The organism is Campylobacter sp. TJR-1, from assembly GCF_032840035.1.
Taxonomy (GTDB): Bacteria; Campylobacterota; Campylobacteria; order Campylobacterales; family Campylobacteraceae; genus Campylobacter; species Campylobacter fetus.
Genome location: NZ_JAWIZX010000002.1, coordinates 25,026 through 44,577, shown reverse-complemented (window position 1 = coordinate 44,577; position 19,552 = coordinate 25,026). Strand labels below are relative to the sequence as shown.

Below are 19,552 nucleotides of genomic sequence, written 5' to 3'. Positions count from 1 at the left end.
TTTGATTTATAATCCAGATTTGTGCCACTCTGGTGCGTAAGCATAGCTACTAGAAATACTTCTTAATCTATGCACAGCGTTTTTTATCTTGTCTATAGCGTAATCAATCTGCTCTTCAGTGTTAAATCTAGATAATGAGAGTCTAAGAGCCGTATGAGCTAGTTCGCTATCTGCTCCTATAGCTTCCATTATAGGATTGCTCTCAAGATCCTCGCTAGCACATGCCGAACCAGTACTTGCTGCGATACCTGCTTGATTTAAATCCCATAGCATAGCTTCTCCTTCCACTCCTTTTATAGAGGCTAGGATTGTATTTGGTACTCTGCTATCTTTTTTGCCTACAACCGTAACTTCAGGAATTTCTAAAAGAGCGTCTTCTAATTTATCTCTTAATCTTCTTACGTGGCTCTCTTCGTATTTTAAAAATTTATTTGCATTTTCGAGAGCTTTTCCCATGGCTACTATGCCGGCCACATTTAGAGTTCCGCTTCTTCTACCGCCCATATGCTCACCGCCGTGGAGCAAACTTGTTAACTGCATACTATTTTTTATAAATAGTCCTCCAACTCCTTTGGGCCCATGAAATTTATGTGCTGAAAAGCTTAGAAAATCCACGTTTGCATCTTGTACGTCAACTGCTATTTTTCCTATTGCTTGAACTGCGTCCGTATGAAAAAGAGCTCCATATTCATGAGCTATTTTAGCAAGCTCTTTGATAGGAAATATCATACCTGTTTCGTTATTTGCCCACATTACTGTGACTAAAGCTACATCTTTTCCCATAACTTTTTTTAAATCATCAGGGGTAATTACGCCTTCGCTATTTACATCTAATCTTGTAATTTCTACGCCAAGATTTTCTAAAAACGAGCAAGTTGCACCTATGGCAGGATGTTCTACCGTAGTCGTTACTATACGTTTTTTGTCCCCTTTTAATATTTTATCTATATAAATACCTTTTAAAACCCAGTTATTGCTCTCGGTTGCGCAGCTAGTAACTATGATATCATCGCTATCTTTTGCGTTTATGCCTGCATAGAGTTGATCCATAGCAGTTCTTAAGGCCGGATGAGTTTGACTTCCATATGAGTGAAGTGAGTTTGGATTACCAAATTTTTCGCCTAAAAACGGTAGCATAAGCTCCAAAGCTTCAGGATCTACCATAGTTGTTGCGTTATTATCTAAATAAACTTTCAAATTTAGCCTTTCTTAATAATTCATCCTAAATTTAATTAGGATAAATTTTATCTTTTATTTCTGAATGATATAACAATTTTTATAAATTTTGCTTTAAAATTTAGTAAATGAAAACAAAAATTATAAAAATTATTTATACTTGATATCTACTATCAAAATATCTAAATTTACAATGCCTGAGTTGCCTTATAGAGCGTTATTTTATCCCTTCAAGCATTTTAATCGTATCTTCAAATTTAAAACCTTCTGTAGGATTTTGTTTCATAAATTCTTCCATAAATCCTTTTTTCGATATCGCGCTGTCTAATTCTTTGTCTATACCTTTTTGATATGCTCCTATTCTTATCAATACTTCGTTTTCTTTGAGCATGGAAAATAGTCTTTTAAATTTAGAAGCATTAGCTCTATGTTCTTTTGAAGTTACATCTCCCATAACACGACTTGCAGAGTTTAAGATATTTATAGGCGGATAAATTCCAAAATCAGTCAATTCTCTGCTTAATACGATATGTCCATCAAGTATGCTTCTGCTTTGATCTGCTATAGGATCGCTCATATCGTCTCCTTCAACCAAAACAGTAAAAAACGCGGTTATGCTGCCTTTTCCTTCCTCTTTTCCCGCTCTTTCCATAAGTTGTGGAAGTATAGTTAATACGCTTGGCGGATAGCCTTTGCTTGTAGGAGGTTCTCCTAAAGCAAGTCCGATTTCTCTTTGAGCCATAGCAAATCTAGTAACGCTGTCCATTATAAATAGTACGTCTCTTCCGCTACTTTTAAAATATTCTGCTACGCTCATAGCACAAAATGCTCCATATTTTCTCATAAGAGGACTATCGTCGCTTGTCGCTACTATTATAACGGTATTTGATAGATCGCCATTTAAGTTTTTTTCTATAAACTCAGGTACTTCACGTCCGCGTTCGCCGATAAGAGCTACAACTTTTATTGGCGCTACGGAGTTTTTTACAATCATTCCCATTAGAGTTGATTTCCCAACTCCGCTTCCTGCAAAAATCCCTAATTTTTGACCTTTGCCGCAGGTTAAAAGTCCATCTATAGTTTTTACTCCGACGCTAAAAGGCTCATTTATAAGTCCTCTTTTCATAGCAGGAATAGGCATCTGCATTATCGGAACGTAAGTCGTAGCTTCTATGGCACCTTTAGAGTCTTTTGGATTCATAAATGGATCTACTACTCTACCCAAAAGTGACTCGCCTACTGGTATGCTCATACCTTGATCACTAGCATACACTCGGTCTCCTATTTTAAATCCTTCTACAAATCCAAAAGGACTTACGCTAGCTCCTGTTTGATTTAATCCAGTTACCATACCAAGCTCATTTTTATTGCCATCTATGCTTATTATTCGTACGATATCACCTATACTCGGACGAAGCCCTGTTATCTCCATATTATTTGTAGTGATTTTTGTAATGATACCGAATATGCTAGATAAGCTTTTACTCTTGCTAAGTTTACTTTTAATATTTTCTAAGCTCAAAATTTCACCGATTTTGGAGAATTAATAAGATCAAAAAACTCTTTTCTAGTTTCCGCATTTTTTATAAATATCCCTCTTAAAGCCGATGTCGTCGTTGTAGAGTTTATCTTTTCTACTCCTCGCATCTCTATGCACATATGTCTTGCTTCGACTACTACTCCAACGCCTTTTGGACTTATTGCATCTTGAAGAGCTTGAGCGATTTGCTCTGTCATTTGCTCTTGAATTTGCAGACGTCTTGCATATATATTTACCATTCTTGGAATTTTGCTAAGTCCTACAACTTTTCCGTCTGGTATATAAGCGACGTGAGCTCTACCGATAATAGGAAGCAAATGATGCTCGCAAATACTGTAAAACTCGATATCTTTTAGCAAAACCATTTCATTGTTGCTGCTATCAAACATTGCGTCATTCAGAACATCTTTTGGATCTTGCCAATATCCGCTTGTAATGAATTCATAAGCTTTTGCAACTCTTTTTGGAGTATTTAAAAGTCCTTCTCTATCTGGATTTTCGCCTAAAATTTCCAGCATTGTTTTAACGCATTTTTCAAATTCGATTTTTCTATTTTGATCAAACATTAATCACCTTAAAAATTTTTGCGATTTTACAATATTTTGACTTTTATAGTAATAAATTTACTAATTTATACTTAAATAAAGCAAAAATTTGATATATTGCGAGATAATTTTTTATCATAATAAAAGGAAAATAATGGAAGTTAAAGCAAAACTTTTAAACACAGCAAATGCTGCTGCGCAAACTGAAGTTAAAGCAAGTGAGCTTAACGCCAAGGTTGAAAATTTAGCCAAGAAAGCTGCTAAAAATATAAAAATTGATGGTTTTAGAAAAGGAAAAGTTCCGGTTGCGCAAGTGTTAAAAAGATACGGAAAAGACTTAGAAAATGATGCTAAAAGTGAAATATTTAGAGATATAGTAAACGAGAGCTTAAAATTGATCGCTAAAAAATCTAGCGATATAATCGGTGAGCCTATGATACTTAAATTTGATGAAAAAGACGGAAATATAGATATTGAGCTTGAAATTTCGTTCAAACCAGAAGTTAAAGTTGATGGTTATGAGGAGATTATTCCTGAGTATACAACTCCTAAAGTTACCAAAAAAGAGATCGAAGAGAAGATAAATGAGTTTTTGAAAATGATAGCTCCTCTTGAGAAAGTTGAAAAAGAGAGTTTAGAAAAAGGTGATTTTGCTAAATTTGATTTTGAAGGATTTGTAGATGGCGAAGCTTTTGAGGGCGGGAAAGCCGAAGGCTATCTTCTTGAGATAGGAAGCGGACAGTTTATACCGGGATTTGAAGATGGTATGTTAGGTTTAAAAGTAGGCGAACAAAAAGATGTAAATGTTACTTTTCCTGCGGAGTACGGTGCTGCTCATCTTGCCGGAAAATCTGCTGTTTTTAAAGTAAAATTACACGAGATTCAAGGTAAAAAAGCTGGAAAATTAGATGAAGAAACTCTTAAAAAACTAATGCCTAATGAAGAAAATCCAACTGCCGAGCAACTAGAAGATAGAATCAAAGAGCAGATCAGAGCAGATAAATTCCAAAAACTTTTAAATGAGGATTTGAAGCCTAAATTTGCAGATAAAGCAGTAGAAAAATTTAAATTTGATCTACCTAATAATATAGTAGAGCAAGAGATTGATATGCAATTTAGAAGTGCTTGGGGAAATTTTAGTGAAGATGAGATGAAAAAATTCCGCGAAGATAAAGAAGCTCTTAAAAAACAGAGAGAAACTTATAAAAATGAAGCTATAAAAAGCGTTCAGCTTACATTTATCATAGATGAATTAGCAAAGCAAAAAGGTATTACCGTGAGCGATAATGAGCTTTTACAGGCGGTATATTTTGAAGCCTATAGATATGGAATTGACCCAAAAGAGCATTTAGAAAGCTACAAAAAACAAGGCATGCTTCCAGCAGTTAAAATGGCTATGATAGAAGAGAAGTTATTTAATAATTTATTTAAAAGTGGTAATAAAGAAGATAAGGGCGAATAATGAGTTATTATATCCCTTACGTAGTTGAAAGAACTAGCAAAGGCGAGAGAAGTTACGATATATATTCTCGCCTTTTAAAAGATCGTATTATAATGCTAAGCGGTGAGATAGAAGATGCAATGGCAAGCGCCATAGTGGCTCAAATGCTATTTTTAGAAGCTGAAGATCCGGACAAAGATATATATCTATATATAAATAGCCCAGGCGGAGTCGTAACGAGCGGATTTAGTATATATGATACTATGAATTATATAAAACCAGATGTTTGCACTATTTGTATAGGACAAGCTGCTAGTATGGGCGCTTTTTTACTTAGTTGCGGAACAAAAGGAAAGCGTTACGCTCTTCCAAACTCGCGTATAATGATCCATCAGCCTTTAGGCGGTGCTAGAGGTCAAGCAACCGATATAGAAATTCAAGCGAAAGAAATTTTACGCTTAAAAGAGGTATTAAATAGCACTTTAGCTAAAAATACAGGTCAAAAACTTGCTAAAATAGCTAAAGATACGGATAGAGACTTTTTTATGAGTGCCCATGAAGCAGCTGAGTATGGACTTATAGATAATGTCTTGGAGAAAAGCTTTAAATAAGTGAGGTTTTAGTGGTTAAGTTAAGAGATGATAAAGATGTTTCGCCAAATATAGTTCAACAAAATCAGATCACTAAGTCTGTTGCTGAGAGAAGTCGCGAAGAAGCGGTAAAAGTAAAAAATTCAGATAAAAACGATGAAGTAGCCGTTGATTTAAATAAATTCTCACAGACTGTTTTAAAACAGTTAAGCGATGACAATATCCAAGCAACTCCTGAAAATTTTGATATATATTTTAGAAAACTTTTAGAGTCTAAGTCCTCGTCATTTCAAAAAAAAGTTTTAGAGCTTATAGATTATGATAAAGATGACGTATTAGAGAAGCAGGCTTTGATCGAAAAAGAGATCAAATTAGGTTTTGGTCAGATTAAAAATATGCTTCAAGTCATCACTCTTATATATAAAAATTTAGTTATTATGAAAGGTATAGTCAAAAAAAGACTAGAAGAGACAAAGGCAAATGCAAATCCGCTTGAGGTGCAAGCTGCTATAAAGTCATTTAGCGACGAATTAGATAAGCTAAATACTCTTATGGAGAGACATTTAGATGTTATTAAAAATAGCTATGAAGATGTAAATCGTATATTCAAAAACGTAGAAGAGCAGTCTATTTATGATTCTAAATTTGGAGTGTATAATAAAAAATATTTCTTAAAAGTATTAGAAGACGAGTTTGATCATGTAAAAAGATATAACTACAATGTAAGTGTTATGCTGATACATGTAAAAGACAGTGTTTTAAACAACATACCTAGTTTGAAAGACAAAAACGGAATACTAAGAAATATAGCTAAAATTTTGCTAAAAACTTCAAGAAGAAGCGATGTCGTAGCGCATTATGGTGATGGATATTTTGGTATGATAATGAAACATACGGATATAGAAGGCGCTAAAAAAGCGTGCGATAGAGTAGGCCAAATGCTCTACCAAACTACATTTTTTATAGCCGAAGATGAGATAGATATGGATATAGAGATATCTGTAGCGGCGTTAAATTTAAAACATAGCGTAGAAGAGACACTTTCAAAAGCCCTTGATGGATTAGCAAAAAGCGGAAAAAGAGCTAAGCTTTATGAGGTTATAGAAGGAAATTAGATGATTTTAGATGTAATTACCTATCCTGATAAAAGACTTTTTGAAAAAAGCGCAGACGTTGTCAAATTTGATAATGAGCTAGCAAAGTTTTTAGATGATATGTATGATACAATGATAGCAAAAAACGGCATAGGGTTAGCTGCTATACAAGTCGGTAAACCAATTAGAGTTTTTATAATAAATTTAATAAACGAAGATGAAGTGCAAGATAAAAATGATCTTTTAGAGATAATCAATCCAAAATTTATATCCAAAGACGGTGAAATCGTATATCAAGAAGGCTGCCTTAGCGTACCTGGGTACTATGAAGATGTGAAACGTGCTAAAGATATTAAAATACAGTTTCAAGATAGATTTGGAAATTTAAAAGAGCTAGAAGCAGATGGACTTTTGTCTGTGGCTATTCAGCATGAAAACGATCATTTAGACGGACATCTTTTTATAGAAAAAATTGGATTTAACAAACGCAAAAAATTTGATAAAGAGTACAAGAAAAAATCAAAGTTAAAACCGATATGAAATCTCTAAAAAGTGCTTGTTTAGGCAGTAAATTACATATCATAGATATAGAATCTACTTTTCTTAGAGCGCTTCCTGGATTTGATATAGTCGGTCTTGCAAGTACTACCATAAAAGAGTCTGTGACTAGAGTGAGATCTGCACTTGGGGTCATAAAAGACTTTAATCTACCTGCTATGAAAATCGTCATAAACTTAAGCCCTAGCGATGTTAAAAAAGACGGCTCGCACTTTGATCTACCTATAGCGCTTCTTATTTTGTTGCAAAAAGAGAAATTTGATAGTGATTTTTTCGTATTTGGAGAACTTATTTTAGATGGTAGTTTAAAGAGCAGTGCCGAGCTATTTTCTGTGCTCTTATTTCTTAGCGTAAAGACTAAAAGTGCAAATGTTTTACTTCCCAAAGATATCGCGCTAAAAGCTGCAATGATACCGAATTTAACCGTTTTTACGGTTTCAAATTTAAACGAAGCTAGAGATTTTTTCTTAAATGAAGAGTTTAAACAAAGCTGCAAAATAGTATCGTCTCATCCTCTTTTTGAAAATGTTATAGAAATAAACGATAAAAAATTTGTTCCGAATTTTAATTACGAACTAGATTTTAAGGATATAAAAGGTCAAGAAAGAGCCAAAAGGGCTTGCATTATCAGTGCCGCAGGTATGCATAATATACTTTTTGAAGGAAGCCCAGGGTGTGGAAAATCTATGAGCGCAAAGCGCCTTGCTTATATTCTTCCGCCGCAGAGTTTGAGTGAGATACTTTTAGCTAGTGCGTATCAGTCTTTAAACTCAAATAATTGTGATTTTAGCTCTTTAAGAGCATTTCGCAGTCCACACCATACAAGCACGAGAAGCTCTATTTTTGGCGGTGGAAGCGGTATGGCAAAGATAGGTGAAGTTGCTTTAGCAAATGGCGGAGTTTTATTTTTTGATGAGTTTCCGCATTTCGGTAAACAGGTACTTGAAAGCTTAAGAGAACCGTTAGAAGATAATAAAATCAACATCTCTCGCGTAAATTCAAAAACTAGTTATGAAACTAAGTTTTTATTTGTTGCGGCTATGAATCCTTGCCCTTGCGGAAATGCTTTTAGTAAATTTAACAACTGCAGATGTAGCGACAAAGATATAGCAAGATATCAAAGTATGATCTCAAAAGCTCTTCTTGATAGGATAGATGTCTATGTTGCAATGGGTGAAATAAACAGCGAAGATAAACCAAGTCTTAGCAGCGAAGATATGCATCGTATGGTTTTAGAAGCTTTTAAAAAACAGATTGTACGCGGTCAGAGTGAGCTAAACGGAAAGTTAAAAGATGCGGAGATTGCTAAGTTTTGTCAATGCGATAAAGATGCTAAGATTACTTTAAATAAAGCGATTGTTAATTATCATTTGAGTCAACGAGGTATCAATAAAACGCTAAAAGTTGCTAGAACTATAGCCGATCTTGAGGGTAAAGAAAATATTAGTAAAGTTCATATGCTTGAGAGTCTCAGTTATAGGATGAAAATGTGAAAAAATTATTTATAAGCAGTGATAAATTTGATAAAAATTGCATTTTAAATTATGGTTTAAATGAGCTTATTTTACAAGAAAATGCAGCTCTTAGTGTAGCAAATTTAGTAAGGGTAAATTTGAAAATAGGCTCAAAAATCCTTGTTGTTTGCGGAGGCGGAAACAATGCAAGCGACGCTATAGCAGCTGCTAGAATGCTTGAGGGGGATTATGAGTGCGAACTGTTTTTCACCACTTCAAATTTAAATGAAAATTGCAAAACTCAACTAAAAATAGCTAAGCAAATCGGCGTAAAAATGTGTGAAAATTTGAGTTTGGATAGAGTGGATTGCGTAATTGACGGGATATTCGGTAGTGGACTAAATAAAAATTTGGACGAAAAAATCGTGCAAATGTTAAATTTGATAAATAATACTTCCTCTCTTAAGATAGCGATCGACTTTCCAAGCGGACTTGAAAAAAACGGACGCATTTTAGGGGCCTGCTTTAATGCCGATTTTACCGTAACTATGGGTGCGAGAAAACTAGGACTTTATAGCGACGCTGCAAAAGATTTTGTAGGTGAAATAGTATGCTCGAATTTAGGTATTTGCGAAAGTAAATTTTCAAGTTCTAGTAGCGATTTTTTACTTGAGTTTGACGATCTTAGGCTTCCTAGTCGAGAGATTTTAAATACAAATAAGGGCGATTTCGGCCATGCTTTCGTGGCTTGCGGCGAGTTAAGCGGAGCTGCTAAAATTTGTGCTAAAGCTGCGCTAAAAATGGGCTCCGGTAGAGTTAGTGTTGTAAATTTAAATGGACAAAATATAAATTTAGATGAAGAGATCATGCAAAAAAATAGTTTCAAAGGAGCGGACGCGGTCGCTGTTGGAATGGGGCTTGGAGAAGCTAAATTTGATATAAACGAGATATCGACTAGACCTTGCGTGGTCGATGCAGATATGTTTTATAAAAAAGAAATTTTGAGTTTTACGGTTAAAGATGACGCCATTTTAACTCCTCATCCAAAAGAGTTTGCTAGTCTTTTAAATATAGCCGGATTTGGAAATTTCAGTATAGAAGATGTGCAAAGAAGCCGCTTTGAGCTGTCTAGAGAATTTTCTAAAACCTTTTCTTGCGTTTTGGTTTTAAAAGGAGCAAACGCCATTATAGCCAAAAACGGCGTACTTTACATATCAAATTTAGGCACCCCGAGTTTAGCAGTAGCAGGAAGCGGCGACGCACTTTGCGGAATACTTCTTGGATTTTTGGCTCAAGGTTTTAGCCCGCTTGACTCAGCGATAAGTGGAGTTTTAGCTCATCAAAAAACGGCGCAAAATTACAAAGCAAACGATTATAGTTTCACGCCAAATGACATTATAGAAGGACTTAAATGGTTGTAAAAAATATAGCTATATTGTTTAGCGGTAGCGGTTCAAATTTAGAAGCGATACTAGAAAAAGTGCACGGAAAAGTTTTTGGAGATGTAAAAATAGTCGCAAAACTACTCATTTGCAACAAAACTGACGCTTATGGGATAGAGAGAGCTAAAAAATTCGGGCTTAAAACTCTTATTATCGATAGTTCTAAGTTTATCTCAAGAGAGGAATTTGATGCGGCTTTGGTTAAAGAGATAGAAAAAAACGAGATAGATTTGACTGTTTTAGCCGGTTTTATGAGGATTTTAACTCATGTTTTTACTTCAAAAATAAAAGCAATTAATCTTCATCCGAGCATTTTACCGCTTTTTAAAGGCGCTCATGCCATAAAAGAGAGCTTTGATAGCGATATGGCTGTCGGCGGAGTGAGCGTTCATTCTGTCAGCGAAGAGCTAGACGGTGGTAAAATCATAGCTCAAGAGACATTTCAAAGAAACTCGAAAACTTTTGAAGAGTGGGAAGAGACCATTCACAAGATAGAACACGAAATTTTACCAAAAACGATCATAAATATTTTAACAAACAAGGAAAATAATGCTTGAGTGGATTTACTCTCCGGAGGCTTGGATAAGCTTACTTACACTAACTAGTTTGGAAATAGTTTTAGGTATAGATAATATAATTTTTATAGCCATTTTGTGTGGCAAACTTCCTACTCATCAAAGAGATAGAGCTAGAGTTTTAGGGCTTGGACTTGCTATGGTGACTAGAATTTTATTGCTTTTGAGCTTATTTTGGATCATGAAGCTTACAACTCCTTTGTTTAGCTTATTTGATTATGAAATTTCAGGAAGAGATCTCGTGTTGATAGCCGGAGGTCTGTTTTTGATAGCAAAATCCACTTTAGAGCTTCACTCTCATGCAACCGGAGAAAACGAGGAAGATAGCTTAAAAGCAAAAGGTGCTTCTAATTTCTTTGCTACCATAGTCCAAATAGGCATTTTGGATATCGTATTTTCATTAGATAGCGTTATAACCGCTGTTGGGATGGCCGATCATATAGAAATCATGATTATAGCTGTGATATTGGCTGTTTTGGTTATGCTGCTTGCTAGCGGATCTATAAGTCGTTTCGTAGATAATAATCCAACTATAAAAGTTCTTGCTTTGGCTTTTCTTATAATGATAGGAATAGCGCTTGTAGGAGAGGGATTTAAATTTCATATTCCAAAAGGATATATATACTTTGCGATGGCATTTTCTCTCGCGGTTGAGATGATAAATTTGTACGCAAAAAGGAAGCATTCTAAGTAATTATATGAATTTGGCTTTATTTTAAGCTAAATTCAGTTTTTAAGATTGTTTTAATTGACAATGTATAAAAAAGTAGATATAATTCTAACTCTTAGTTTGAAGTAGTGAGACTCATGCTTCGGGGTGTAGCGCAGTCTGGTTAGCGCACTTGGTTTGGGACCAAGGGGCCGAAGGTTCGAATCCTTTCACCCCGACCATTTGGTGAGTGTAGCTCAGTCGGTTAGAGCATCAGATTGTGGTCCTGAGGGTCGTGGGTTCGATTCCCATCACTCACCCCATTTTAGATCGATGGATTTCAAGTTGCGCTCGTAGCTCAATTGGATAGAGCGACAGACTTCGGATCTGTAGGTTATGGGTTCGACCCCTATCGGGCGCGCCATTTTAAGTTAGATGCTGAGTTTTTGCAGCTTTTTTGTTATTTATTTTTAGCTATGCGCTCATAGCTCAGCTGGATAGAGCAACGGCCTTCTAAGCCGTAGGCCAGAGGTTCGAATCCTCTTGGGCGTACCATTTATTTTATGCGGACGTGGTGAAATTGGCAGACACGCCAGACTTAGGATCTGGTGCCTTACGGTGTGGAGGTTCAAGTCCTCTCGTCCGCACCATTCAATTTTTTATCAAATTCTTTTCAAATCATCTAATATATTTAATTCAAATTCTACTAAATTTATTAATTAATATTTTTAAGCTATAAGTCTTTGAGGATTTTATCAAAGACTTATCAAGGTTCTTAAGTTTTTGATGTGCTTAAGGTTGGGTTTTTAAGATATATATTTTGCTTTTTATGCTATTTTAAACTAAATCATTATTTTGCGAGTATGTCTTTAGATATTTTTTTGTCTTTTTTGCAAAAATAAAGTCATTTGTTTCCGTCTTTGACTTATCTTTAAAGTAGTTTGGATTTGGGTTTTCCAAAAGTTGATAGGCTAGTTGCTTATTTGTTTTTTGTATTAGTGCTTGCCATATCAAATAACTCGGTAAGCTGATCCGAGTTCTCCCAGTTTAGCTGAAAATTAGTCATAAGCTCTTCAAATCTTTTTAAGTACTCTTTTTTATCAAATTTGAGATTTTGAAGCCCTAATTTTATATCTATTTTACCGTATCCTAAAGCCTTTGCCATACCGATATTGTGCATACAAACATCGCTTCGGTTATGAAACGTTATAGCGCTAATCAAGGCTCCGATCTCTACTGGTCTGAGATTATGAAATTTGAGCTTGCCTTTAAATACCGTATTTTGATTTAAGGGAGTAAAAGTCGTACGAACATCTTGATTGTCGTTCGGTAAGCTTGGTTTCATAAGTTCATTATGAAGCGGATATCTTTTCCAGCCCGATATCTTAGCATCTTCATTTATCAGCGTGATATATGGATTTGCTTTTTTGGTTTGTTGTATATAATTTGGATTTGGAGTACCTAATATTACCTCTGCCTTTGTAGCAAAGTTATACGGCGGAATAGCTTTAAAATGAGAAAAATAGACTCTCCCTTTTAGAGCTTTTTTTGAGTTTATAACCGTGCCGAATATAGTTTCACTAAGATCTAGCTTGTCTTCTTTATAATCTGTTTGTTTGGCAGCGTCAGCTATAGTTTTGTTATAAGCTAGTTTAAATAGCTGAGTTATACCGATAGCTTCGATTTTGCCGCCTTTTTCTACGAAAAATACCGGTATTTTTTCCTTAAATTCTTTGATGATATATTTTCCGTCTATGGATTTGTTGTTATTATAAACTTTTAAAAATTTTTTATTAGCATCATCCGTAACTTCTATATATTTACCGCTATCTTTAAATATGAATTCATGGTGAATGTCTCCGGTAAAAACTAATTGACCGCTCTGAGCGTTTTTGTTATCATTTGATAATAATGCTACTGTACGGGATTTTTCCTTTTTGGTCGTAAATTTAACCTTATTTAATAAATAGTATTTCGTATATTTATCTTTCGCAGTTTTTAGGGATTTGAGCTCCGGATAATTTTTTTCTAAATCTTTATGCGATATAGTTATGATATTGCCACAATCTAGGAGCTTAGTATTTCCGTCTATTTTTACTAAAAATCCACATTTGTTTGCTTTTCCTATAAGTGAATTATTCGTCATATCTCTTACGATTAATACGCCATTAAATTTACTATCGATTTTTATCTTCCCAAAACTCATGATCTCTAGAACGTTTCTTATCATGCCTTTTACGCTACTACTTGGTATATAATACTCTTTTTCACCGTTTTCATTTATGTGATGACAAAACTCCAACGCTTCCTTATTATCTTTAGATGCATGATTTTTGATAAAAATCGGGCTTTTAGCGGTGATAGTTATATCTATCTCTCCGCTTTGGGCGTCGCTAAATGGTATATCGTGGCTAACATTATCAGCCCAGTCTGGATAAAATATTTGCTCATTTAGCGGAACAAAATTATATAGTGTGGTTATCATTTTTTCTCCTTATGTCCAAAGCCGGCAAATACTACTTTTTGCAACTTAAGTGTTGCTAAATTCAAGCAAAATTCATCTGAGCGTTCTTGCCAAATTTGGACCGTTTTTACTAGTAAATCATCTATATCGCTTATATAAATTTGCTCATCGTCGCTTTGTATATCTTTATCTGATAAATTCGTTTCATCTACTAGCCAAGTACTGTTTATCTGTCTTATAGCTATGGATTTGTTGAGCGTCTCATCAAAAAAGTGAGCCTCATAAATAAATCCTTTTATACTACTAAAATCCACATTTATATCGCTTTTTTGCTTCCAAATTCTATCTTGTTTATGCTCTTTTAGATCTTCATTGCTAATTTGCAAGTAGCCAACGCAACTTTTTAGTGAGTTTATATAGTTTTGTATATCTTTTTGGGTTTTAAATTCGTTCATTTACTCTCCTTTAGCTCAGTACCGTTTTTCAAAACTTTTCCGCTAAATATACCATGACCTTTTGTAGTAGCCCCACCAAGTGGCAAACGTCCTAAAGTCACGTCTAAAAGAGCATTTTCAAAGGCTTTAATGAGATTTTCACCTATGTTTTGCTCATTTTTGATACTGATTTTGATGAGGTAAGAGTCCTTGTCTTTTGCGATAGTTTTTTCTTGAAATAACATCCCGTCCATCGCTCCGCCCGTGAATCTATCTATGGCCACATGGTCAAAAATCTTTGTTTGAGTGTCGTTTGCTTTAAAACAATCGCTCATTAAAATATTGCCTTTTTTGCCCTTTTTATCCGTATTTTTTGCCTCGCCGAAAAGCGGAACGACAAGATCTTTTAAGTCTTTTATATCTTTTCTTTTTTTTGCTTCTCTTAAAGCCTCTTCCAAACTCTTATCCACCGTGATGCCTTCTAATTTGCATATATGGTACAATGTTCTATGAAGTAAAGCACCTTTTATGCTGCTTGCAGCTATAAGAACTTTTGGATTTGAAATGGAGCTGGTATCGTATGATATGGTTTGTTCAAAAACCGGAGTCATATCGGCGTCCGAGTCTCCAAAGCCGCTGCCGAACATAAAAAAATTATCCGGAGTTATATTTAGTTCGTACTTAGTAAGCTTTTGACCAGTGTGACTTTGCTTTTGATATACGTTTTTTAGCTCAAGATCTTGTGTTTTGTTTGAATATACGTTTTTTAGCTCAAAATTTAGTGAACTACTATACTCGCTCACGTCCAAATATCCGTATCTAATACGCTTTATTTCAAACTCTCCAAAGCCCTTTGACGAGCCTCCGCCAAGCCTAAAATCATCGTCTATAAGCAAGGATAAAATATCATTAAAACTCTCTTTATCATCTTCTACTAACTCGATACCAAATTTAAACTTAGAGCCTTTAAATACTACTTCTTCATTAAATTTAGACCTATCTATCGCCAAGCCTTTTTCGTTAATGGCGGTATGCTCCCTAAGTGGTAAATTTTCAAACAGACTCAAAAAGTCATCTTTTTCTAAAAGTAGCGTCTCACAGACTTTTGCTGTTTTATCTAGCAAAAGAGCGTTGGAGATTATGATTTTAGAGCCGTTTTCTTTGCCAAATATGTCATCTGTTCTATCTTGAAATTTGACCCTTAAAACTCCTGCTATAGATGAGCCAAGTATCATCGGTAAGTTATTCCAGTCTTTTTGAACTGGCGAATCTTGCAAAAAATCTACTGATTGTGAACCTACTTTTAGAGGCGTGAGCGCTTCTAGCGTTACGTGTGCTACATGCCTTTTAGTTGCCATTTTTGCTCCTTATTTTCATAGCAAATAGTTTTATAAATTTACACTTATCTTTTTGTATAGACTCAATAATGTTTATAAGCTGTTTTGCTTGTTCATCACTCCATTTTTTTATGCCATTTTTTATACTATTTTCTATATTTGCAAGGAGATTTTCATCGTCGCTTGTATCACAAATTTGTCTGATATTTCCCCATTGAGATGATGAAATACTGCTAAAATAACAATATTTTTCATTTATAAGCTTAGATACTTCATTTGCTATTTTTAAATTTGTATCTGATGATTCGCGTTTAGCTTTTAGAAATTTAGTTAAAGAAGTTTTGGGTTCGGTCTTTGCTTTTATGCTATCTCTTTTATCGGTATTTTTTAGCTTAGGTTCATTTTCTTTTAGAAAATTTGGATTTATGATTATATCTCCGAAGCCTTCACTTTTATATGCTCCGACACCGTTTTTTATAATAGAAGTTTGCTCAGGCGTAAGTTTTTTGACCGCTATGACGCTTCCTTTATTTATACAAAGTCTCTCAGACTCAAAACGCGCTTTTTTCCCGTTGTAAGGCGTAAAAGACGAGTTGCGTATATTTGTTTTTTCATAACAAATGTCTATATCTTTGCAGATAAAACTCAAATCATATGTTGGATTTCCATGGTCGTCTATGAGTACTAAGCGGCTATTTGCATATAAAAAATCATAATTTTCATAGTCATTAAATGTTTTTATATTATTACTTTTATAGTCTTGCAAGTATGATATTTTTATTAGTCCGTACTGGGCAGACTTTGATTTGCCGAGCTTGTAACTGTTTTGTAATGTAGATATAATCAAGTTTTCATCTTTGCACTCATTTTTTAGTTTTACCGAAAATCTCCATATTGAGCCTTTTGGAAGAGATTTATAACCAAACATTGCGCTATCTTTGCTTTTTCTTTGTTGCGTATCGTATGATGATTTTTGCGAGTATGAGTGACTTATTAATACCTGCTCTAAATCTTCAGTGATATATCCGACTCTTAATTGTTTAAGCTGACCTAGCTTATTTGATTCTTCTTTGCTTATCATATGTTTGTTATATATGATTTTATTGTCTAATTTTTTATGATAAAACGAATACGGCGTTTTATATGTTATTTTACCGTTATAGACCATATGGGCATCGTTAAAGCGTATGTTTCCACTATAAAACAGATCAAAACTATCACTAAATTTATCATAATTTTGAGCGACCATACCTAAAAAGTTACTTCCTGGTATAAAATCAAGATAGTTTATATTTCCTTCCGTATTTGAGGTTGCAGGCAATACGATATCACTTAAAAATTTTACTTCAAAAAATAGCTCTTTCATTTTTGCCCCTCTACACAAAACTCACATCTACCAAGTCCGCGGTTACGGTTTAATCCGATTTGTTTTATCATTCTTAGTGATTTTCTTATTTTATCTTCAAATTCATCTGGTATATCTCTTATCTCGCCTTGCAACTCTAATGGAATGACAACTTCTATCACTCTTAATGAGTCGTCTTTTGCATTACCATTATCATCTATACTAGTTTGTGCGATTATATCATATAGATATGGTTGTAATGAATTTGCTATGATATAATCCGTGTCTTGTTGCTCTAAAGTCGCATTTGAAAAATAGCATTCCCCCATATGCTCTTTATCTCCAAAGCAGATTTTTGTAAAGTTAGGATCTATCAAATTTGCCATCTCTCTTAACAAGCCTTTTATGGTTTTACCGGGAGCAAAAGGAAGTCCGTTGCTATCTTTAATAACTATACTATTAAATTTAGCGCCACCGCTTAAACCGCTGCTTAGATGCCAGTAGTCATAAAATTTTAGTCGGTAGTTTAGGTTCATAGTCGCTCCTTTATCTTTTGTGTGACTGCATGGATCTGCAATATATCATAGATGGGGGTTTTGTTTTTTCCATCTTTTTTTGTAATAAGATGTTTATTTGATAAATTTGCAAATAATTTTGATATAAACTCTCTATCTGCCCAAGATCTATCTAGCATAAACTCAGCGTAAGATTTATTATCTAGCACTCTTATCCATTCTCTAAGACTGGAGATCGGACTACGTTCATCAGCGTAATTTCTGCATACTTCTATCAAATTTTCTATACTAGGCTGGTTTTGTTTATTTAGATAATAAGGTCCAAAGTCAAATGATATATTTTGACTTTTTACGCTGAGTTCGTCTTGTACAAATTTATCCCAAGTCTGGAAATTTGAACTTTGCACGTTATGAAACATAAGGCACGATGAGGGTTCGTTTGGATTTAGATTTTTGGTATGATTTTTTGCTACGCCACATAAACTTTCTGCTAAATTTATGGCGTAATGAAATGGGAATTTTTCATTGCAAAATGCGATACCGGCGCAAGCCGTTAAGGGGTATTTTTTAAATTTGGTTGTGAGTTCTTCAAATTTAGTTAGATATATTTTTGTAAAATCAAGCGCAAAATCCGCATCACAAATGATAGTCATATCATCTCCGCCAAGGATTATCTCTCTAAATTTATCTTTTTTGATAGTCTTTGTTGCCATATCAAAAGCTTCTTTTATGGCTTTATTTAAATTTTTAGAAAAATCGGAGATATTTTCAAGATTAGGAATGAGATCTCCAAGATTGTTTCCGTCGGCATGTATAACTGCGATTTTATTTTTTTTATTTTTTATGGCTGAAATTTCATTTTTATCGCTTTTTTTATATTTTTGAAGAGAGCCTTTGTCTATCTTTTCCGTGTTGCTAATCTTTTTTTCATTTGGCACGGAGGGTCTAGCGGTATTTCTCACAAAGTCCATTATACTAAATCTTATATCTAGCGGTATAGCGGCTTTGTTCCTGCCGGCTTTTAGCTTGTCGTCTAAGAGTTTTAACTCATTTGTTGTCGGATTATTGTTATTTATTTCTACGACTGCTTGAGAAATGCTTATACCGTACGCTTTTTGCATAACTTTTTTTGGAAATTCTTTTACGATTTTTTCTAGTGCGTTTTTATCGCTTAAGATAATTTTGATATTTCCTGCTGCATTCAGATAAATTTCGTGATTATTTACTCTATAGCTTTGTTCAAAATCATCGTGAATACTCTTTAGTATTTCACTTGCTCCTACTATCTGAGCTAGTTTATTTGTCTTGAAGATAAACTCTTGAATACCTTGTATACTAGCACCATATAGATATTTTGACATTTATATCCTTTATTTGTTTATGTGTATAGTTTTGATTGTTTTGATAAATAATATAAGATTTTAAAATTATCGCTACAAAAGTTCTGTCATACTACTGTCATTTGGTTCCCAGTCGAATTTATCATTACCTTCTTTATTTGTTATAGGTTCGTCATCGCTTTTATCAATCGTAGGTTTGCTACTATCTACAAAAATTGTTATTTTATTTTCTTTTACGTCTTGTACGTTTTTTATATTTTCAAAAAATTCTTTTTTTGTTGTATATCGTATAGAATAATGTGGTTTGGAGTGAAATCCACCTAGAATTCCAAGTAGTTCAGCTCTAGTAAAATATTTTCGCTTAATCGTTATAGGTAGTTTAAATTTCTTTTTGATTCCGTTTTTATCTATTTTTTCAATAAAAATATCTATCTCTTGATTGCTTTCTTTTAGTTCCTTGCTTATTTCAATATAAGCAATAAAAGCTATCACAGCAAGTGCAACTCCGCAAACCGTATTAAGATCTCTATACAATTCTGTTAATACGGATTCTTTATATAATGTTATAGAAATCAAACCTATAATGATTACAACTAAAAAAATAGCTATATTTCTTAGACGTTTGAACTTATCTATAATATTTTTTAAGCATTTGCAAGAACTATTTTTATCCATTCAACCCTCCTTTTTTATAAAAAACCATGACATTTTGTTTTTTATAAATTTATGTTTAAATTTAACTATTTTACTCAATAAAATATTAATATAAAATTAAAATATTAAATAAATATATTTTTAAATTTATGTTTAAATATGGTAATTATTTTTTGGAATTTGCCGGTATTAAAACTATACTTTTTATTTATCGGATTTAGTTAATCTACGCGATTTTATTTAAATTTAAAAATGTATATGATAAGATAAAAATATAATTTTTGATTAATAGAATTTGGTGACCCCTACGAGACTCGAACTCGTGTTACCGCCGTGAAAGGGCGATGTCCTAACCGCTAGACGAAGGGGCCACTTTCTGCGGTTTTGTTTTGGAAGTGA

At 33.9% G+C, this 19,552-nt stretch carries 18 protein-coding genes and 6 tRNA genes; 13 read left to right on the top strand and 11 right to left on the bottom strand.

Annotated features, from left to right (window positions below):
* Positions 1 to 6: 6 nt before the first annotated feature.
* The 3 genes from RVY88_RS02020 to folE form a co-directional block, all read right to left on the bottom strand.
* Positions 7 to 1,197, bottom strand: a complete 1,191-nt coding sequence (locus RVY88_RS02020; protein ID WP_162167425.1) for a NifS family cysteine desulfurase — start codon at positions 1,195 to 1,197, stop codon at positions 7 to 9.
* A 196-nt stretch (positions 1,198 to 1,393) separates the two neighbouring features.
* Positions 1,394 to 2,698 (bottom strand): flagellar protein export ATPase FliI, encoded by a 1,305-nt coding sequence (gene fliI / locus RVY88_RS02015; RefSeq protein WP_002850774.1) that lies wholly within the window; start codon positions 2,696 to 2,698, stop codon positions 1,394 to 1,396.
* Positions 2,695 to 3,282 carry a GTP cyclohydrolase I FolE gene (gene folE, locus RVY88_RS02010; RefSeq protein ID WP_002850772.1) on the bottom strand — a complete coding sequence of 196 codons (588 nt, stop codon included), beginning with the start codon at positions 3,280 to 3,282 and terminating at the stop codon, positions 2,695 to 2,697. The genes fliI and folE overlap by 4 nt, the downstream gene beginning before the upstream one ends.
* Before the next feature lie 133 nt (positions 3,283 to 3,415).
* Between folE and tig the strand changes: the two genes are divergently transcribed.
* The 13 genes from tig to RVY88_RS01945 all read left to right on the top strand — a co-directional run bounded on the left by tig (position 3,416) and on the right by RVY88_RS01945 (position 11,714).
* On the top strand, positions 3,416 to 4,723 hold the full coding sequence (gene tig, locus RVY88_RS02005) for a trigger factor (protein WP_038454267.1): 1,308 nt from the start codon (positions 3,416 to 3,418) through the stop codon (positions 4,721 to 4,723).
* Entirely contained in the window at positions 4,723 to 5,313 is a 591-nt protein-coding gene (gene clpP, locus RVY88_RS02000; RefSeq protein WP_002850769.1) for an ATP-dependent Clp endopeptidase proteolytic subunit ClpP, read from the top strand. Before tig ends, clpP begins: the two co-directional genes overlap by 1 nt.
* A gap of 11 nt (positions 5,314 to 5,324) precedes the next feature.
* On the top strand, positions 5,325 to 6,407 hold the full coding sequence (locus RVY88_RS01995; protein ID WP_052122006.1) for a GGDEF domain-containing protein: 1,083 nt from the start codon (positions 5,325 to 5,327) through the stop codon (positions 6,405 to 6,407).
* Positions 6,408 to 6,926, top strand: a complete 519-nt coding sequence (def, locus tag RVY88_RS01990; protein WP_002850762.1) for a peptide deformylase — start codon at positions 6,408 to 6,410, stop codon at positions 6,924 to 6,926. It begins immediately after the preceding gene.
* A complete protein-coding gene (locus tag RVY88_RS01985) occupies positions 6,923 to 8,437 on the top strand; it encodes a YifB family Mg chelatase-like AAA ATPase (protein ID WP_162167424.1) in 1,515 nt (504 codons plus the stop codon). The genes def and RVY88_RS01985 overlap by 4 nt, the downstream gene beginning before the upstream one ends.
* Positions 8,434 to 9,819, top strand: a complete 1,386-nt coding sequence (locus RVY88_RS01980) for an NAD(P)H-hydrate dehydratase (protein ID WP_162167423.1) — start codon at positions 8,434 to 8,436, stop codon at positions 9,817 to 9,819. The genes RVY88_RS01985 and RVY88_RS01980 overlap by 4 nt, the downstream gene beginning before the upstream one ends.
* On the top strand, positions 9,810 to 10,397 hold the full coding sequence (gene purN, locus RVY88_RS01975) for a phosphoribosylglycinamide formyltransferase (RefSeq protein WP_162167422.1): 588 nt from the start codon (positions 9,810 to 9,812) through the stop codon (positions 10,395 to 10,397). The genes RVY88_RS01980 and purN overlap by 10 nt, the downstream gene beginning before the upstream one ends.
* Positions 10,390 to 11,109: a TerC family protein gene (locus RVY88_RS01970; protein WP_162167421.1), complete on the top strand. Its 720-nt coding sequence runs from the start codon at positions 10,390 to 10,392 to the stop codon at positions 11,107 to 11,109. Before purN ends, RVY88_RS01970 begins: the two co-directional genes overlap by 8 nt.
* A gap of 119 nt (positions 11,110 to 11,228) precedes the next feature.
* Positions 11,229 to 11,306 (top strand) — tRNA-Pro (locus RVY88_RS01965).
* Between the two features lie 4 nt (positions 11,307 to 11,310).
* Positions 11,311 to 11,387, top strand: a tRNA-His gene (locus RVY88_RS01960).
* A 24-nt stretch (positions 11,388 to 11,411) separates the two neighbouring features.
* Positions 11,412 to 11,488 (top strand) — tRNA-Arg (locus RVY88_RS01955).
* A gap of 54 nt (positions 11,489 to 11,542) precedes the next feature.
* Positions 11,543 to 11,619, top strand: a tRNA-Arg gene (locus tag RVY88_RS01950).
* 10 nt (positions 11,620 to 11,629) lie between these two features.
* Positions 11,630 to 11,714, top strand: a tRNA-Leu gene (locus tag RVY88_RS01945).
* Between the two features lie 329 nt (positions 11,715 to 12,043).
* Here RVY88_RS01945 and RVY88_RS01940 read toward each other — a convergent pair.
* From RVY88_RS01940 to RVY88_RS01905, 8 genes are all read right to left on the bottom strand, one after another.
* A complete protein-coding gene (locus tag RVY88_RS01940) occupies positions 12,044 to 13,549 on the bottom strand; it encodes a TIGR03986 family CRISPR-associated RAMP protein (protein ID WP_002850754.1) in 1,506 nt (501 codons plus the stop codon).
* Positions 13,546 to 13,983 carry a TIGR04423 family type III CRISPR-associated protein gene (locus RVY88_RS01935; protein WP_162167420.1) on the bottom strand — a complete coding sequence of 146 codons (438 nt, stop codon included), beginning with the start codon at positions 13,981 to 13,983 and terminating at the stop codon, positions 13,546 to 13,548. The genes RVY88_RS01940 and RVY88_RS01935 overlap by 4 nt, the downstream gene beginning before the upstream one ends.
* Positions 13,980 to 15,320, bottom strand: a complete 1,341-nt coding sequence (locus tag RVY88_RS01930; protein WP_162167419.1) for an RAMP superfamily CRISPR-associated protein — start codon at positions 15,318 to 15,320, stop codon at positions 13,980 to 13,982. Before RVY88_RS01930 ends, RVY88_RS01935 begins: the two co-directional genes overlap by 4 nt.
* Positions 15,310 to 16,665 carry a hypothetical protein gene (locus tag RVY88_RS01925; RefSeq protein WP_162167418.1) on the bottom strand — a complete coding sequence of 452 codons (1,356 nt, stop codon included), beginning with the start codon at positions 16,663 to 16,665 and terminating at the stop codon, positions 15,310 to 15,312. The genes RVY88_RS01930 and RVY88_RS01925 overlap by 11 nt, the downstream gene beginning before the upstream one ends.
* Positions 16,662 to 17,180 carry an RAMP superfamily CRISPR-associated protein gene (locus RVY88_RS01920; protein WP_065843680.1) on the bottom strand — a complete coding sequence of 173 codons (519 nt, stop codon included), beginning with the start codon at positions 17,178 to 17,180 and terminating at the stop codon, positions 16,662 to 16,664. The genes RVY88_RS01925 and RVY88_RS01920 overlap by 4 nt, the downstream gene beginning before the upstream one ends.
* Positions 17,177 to 18,520: a Cas10/Cmr2 second palm domain-containing protein gene (locus RVY88_RS01915; protein ID WP_162167417.1), complete on the bottom strand. Its 1,344-nt coding sequence runs from the start codon at positions 18,518 to 18,520 to the stop codon at positions 17,177 to 17,179. Before RVY88_RS01915 ends, RVY88_RS01920 begins: the two co-directional genes overlap by 4 nt.
* Positions 18,521 to 18,592: 72 nt before the next feature.
* Positions 18,593 to 19,174 carry a hypothetical protein gene (locus RVY88_RS01910; RefSeq protein ID WP_002850746.1) on the bottom strand — a complete coding sequence of 194 codons (582 nt, stop codon included), beginning with the start codon at positions 19,172 to 19,174 and terminating at the stop codon, positions 18,593 to 18,595.
* Positions 19,175 to 19,449: 275 nt separating this feature from the next.
* Positions 19,450 to 19,524, bottom strand: a tRNA-Glu gene (locus RVY88_RS01905).
* Positions 19,525 to 19,552: the final 28 nt, after the last annotated feature.

Bases quoted from the DNA above. Each gene is read 5' to 3' on its own strand.
- RVY88_RS01970 (WP_162167421.1), top strand. From the start codon at position 10,390: ATGCTTGAGTGGATTTACTCTCCGGAGGCTTGGATAAGCTTACTTACA.
- def (WP_002850762.1), top strand. From the start codon at position 6,408: ATGATTTTAGATGTAATTACCTATCCTGATAAAAGACTTTTTGAAAAA.
- RVY88_RS01935 (WP_162167420.1), bottom strand. From the start codon at position 13,983: ATGAACGAATTTAAAACCCAAAAAGATATACAAAACTATATAAACTCA.
- RVY88_RS01910 (WP_002850746.1), bottom strand. From the start codon at position 19,174: ATGGATAAAAATAGTTCTTGCAAATGCTTAAAAAATATTATAGATAAG.
- clpP (WP_002850769.1), top strand. From the start codon at position 4,723: ATGAGTTATTATATCCCTTACGTAGTTGAAAGAACTAGCAAAGGCGAG.
- RVY88_RS01920 (WP_065843680.1), bottom strand. From the start codon at position 17,180: ATGAACCTAAACTACCGACTAAAATTTTATGACTACTGGCATCTAAGC.
- RVY88_RS01940 (WP_002850754.1), bottom strand. From the start codon at position 13,549: ATGATAACCACACTATATAATTTTGTTCCGCTAAATGAGCAAATATTT.
- RVY88_RS01985 (WP_162167424.1), top strand. From the start codon at position 6,923: ATGAAATCTCTAAAAAGTGCTTGTTTAGGCAGTAAATTACATATCATA.
- tig (WP_038454267.1), top strand. From the start codon at position 3,416: ATGGAAGTTAAAGCAAAACTTTTAAACACAGCAAATGCTGCTGCGCAA.
- purN (WP_162167422.1), top strand. From the start codon at position 9,810: ATGGTTGTAAAAAATATAGCTATATTGTTTAGCGGTAGCGGTTCAAAT.
- RVY88_RS01930 (WP_162167419.1), bottom strand. From the start codon at position 15,320: ATGGCAACTAAAAGGCATGTAGCACACGTAACGCTAGAAGCGCTCACG.
- RVY88_RS01925 (WP_162167418.1), bottom strand. From the start codon at position 16,665: ATGAAAGAGCTATTTTTTGAAGTAAAATTTTTAAGTGATATCGTATTG.
- folE (WP_002850772.1), bottom strand. From the start codon at position 3,282: ATGTTTGATCAAAATAGAAAAATCGAATTTGAAAAATGCGTTAAAACA.
- RVY88_RS01915 (WP_162167417.1), bottom strand. From the start codon at position 18,520: ATGTCAAAATATCTATATGGTGCTAGTATACAAGGTATTCAAGAGTTT.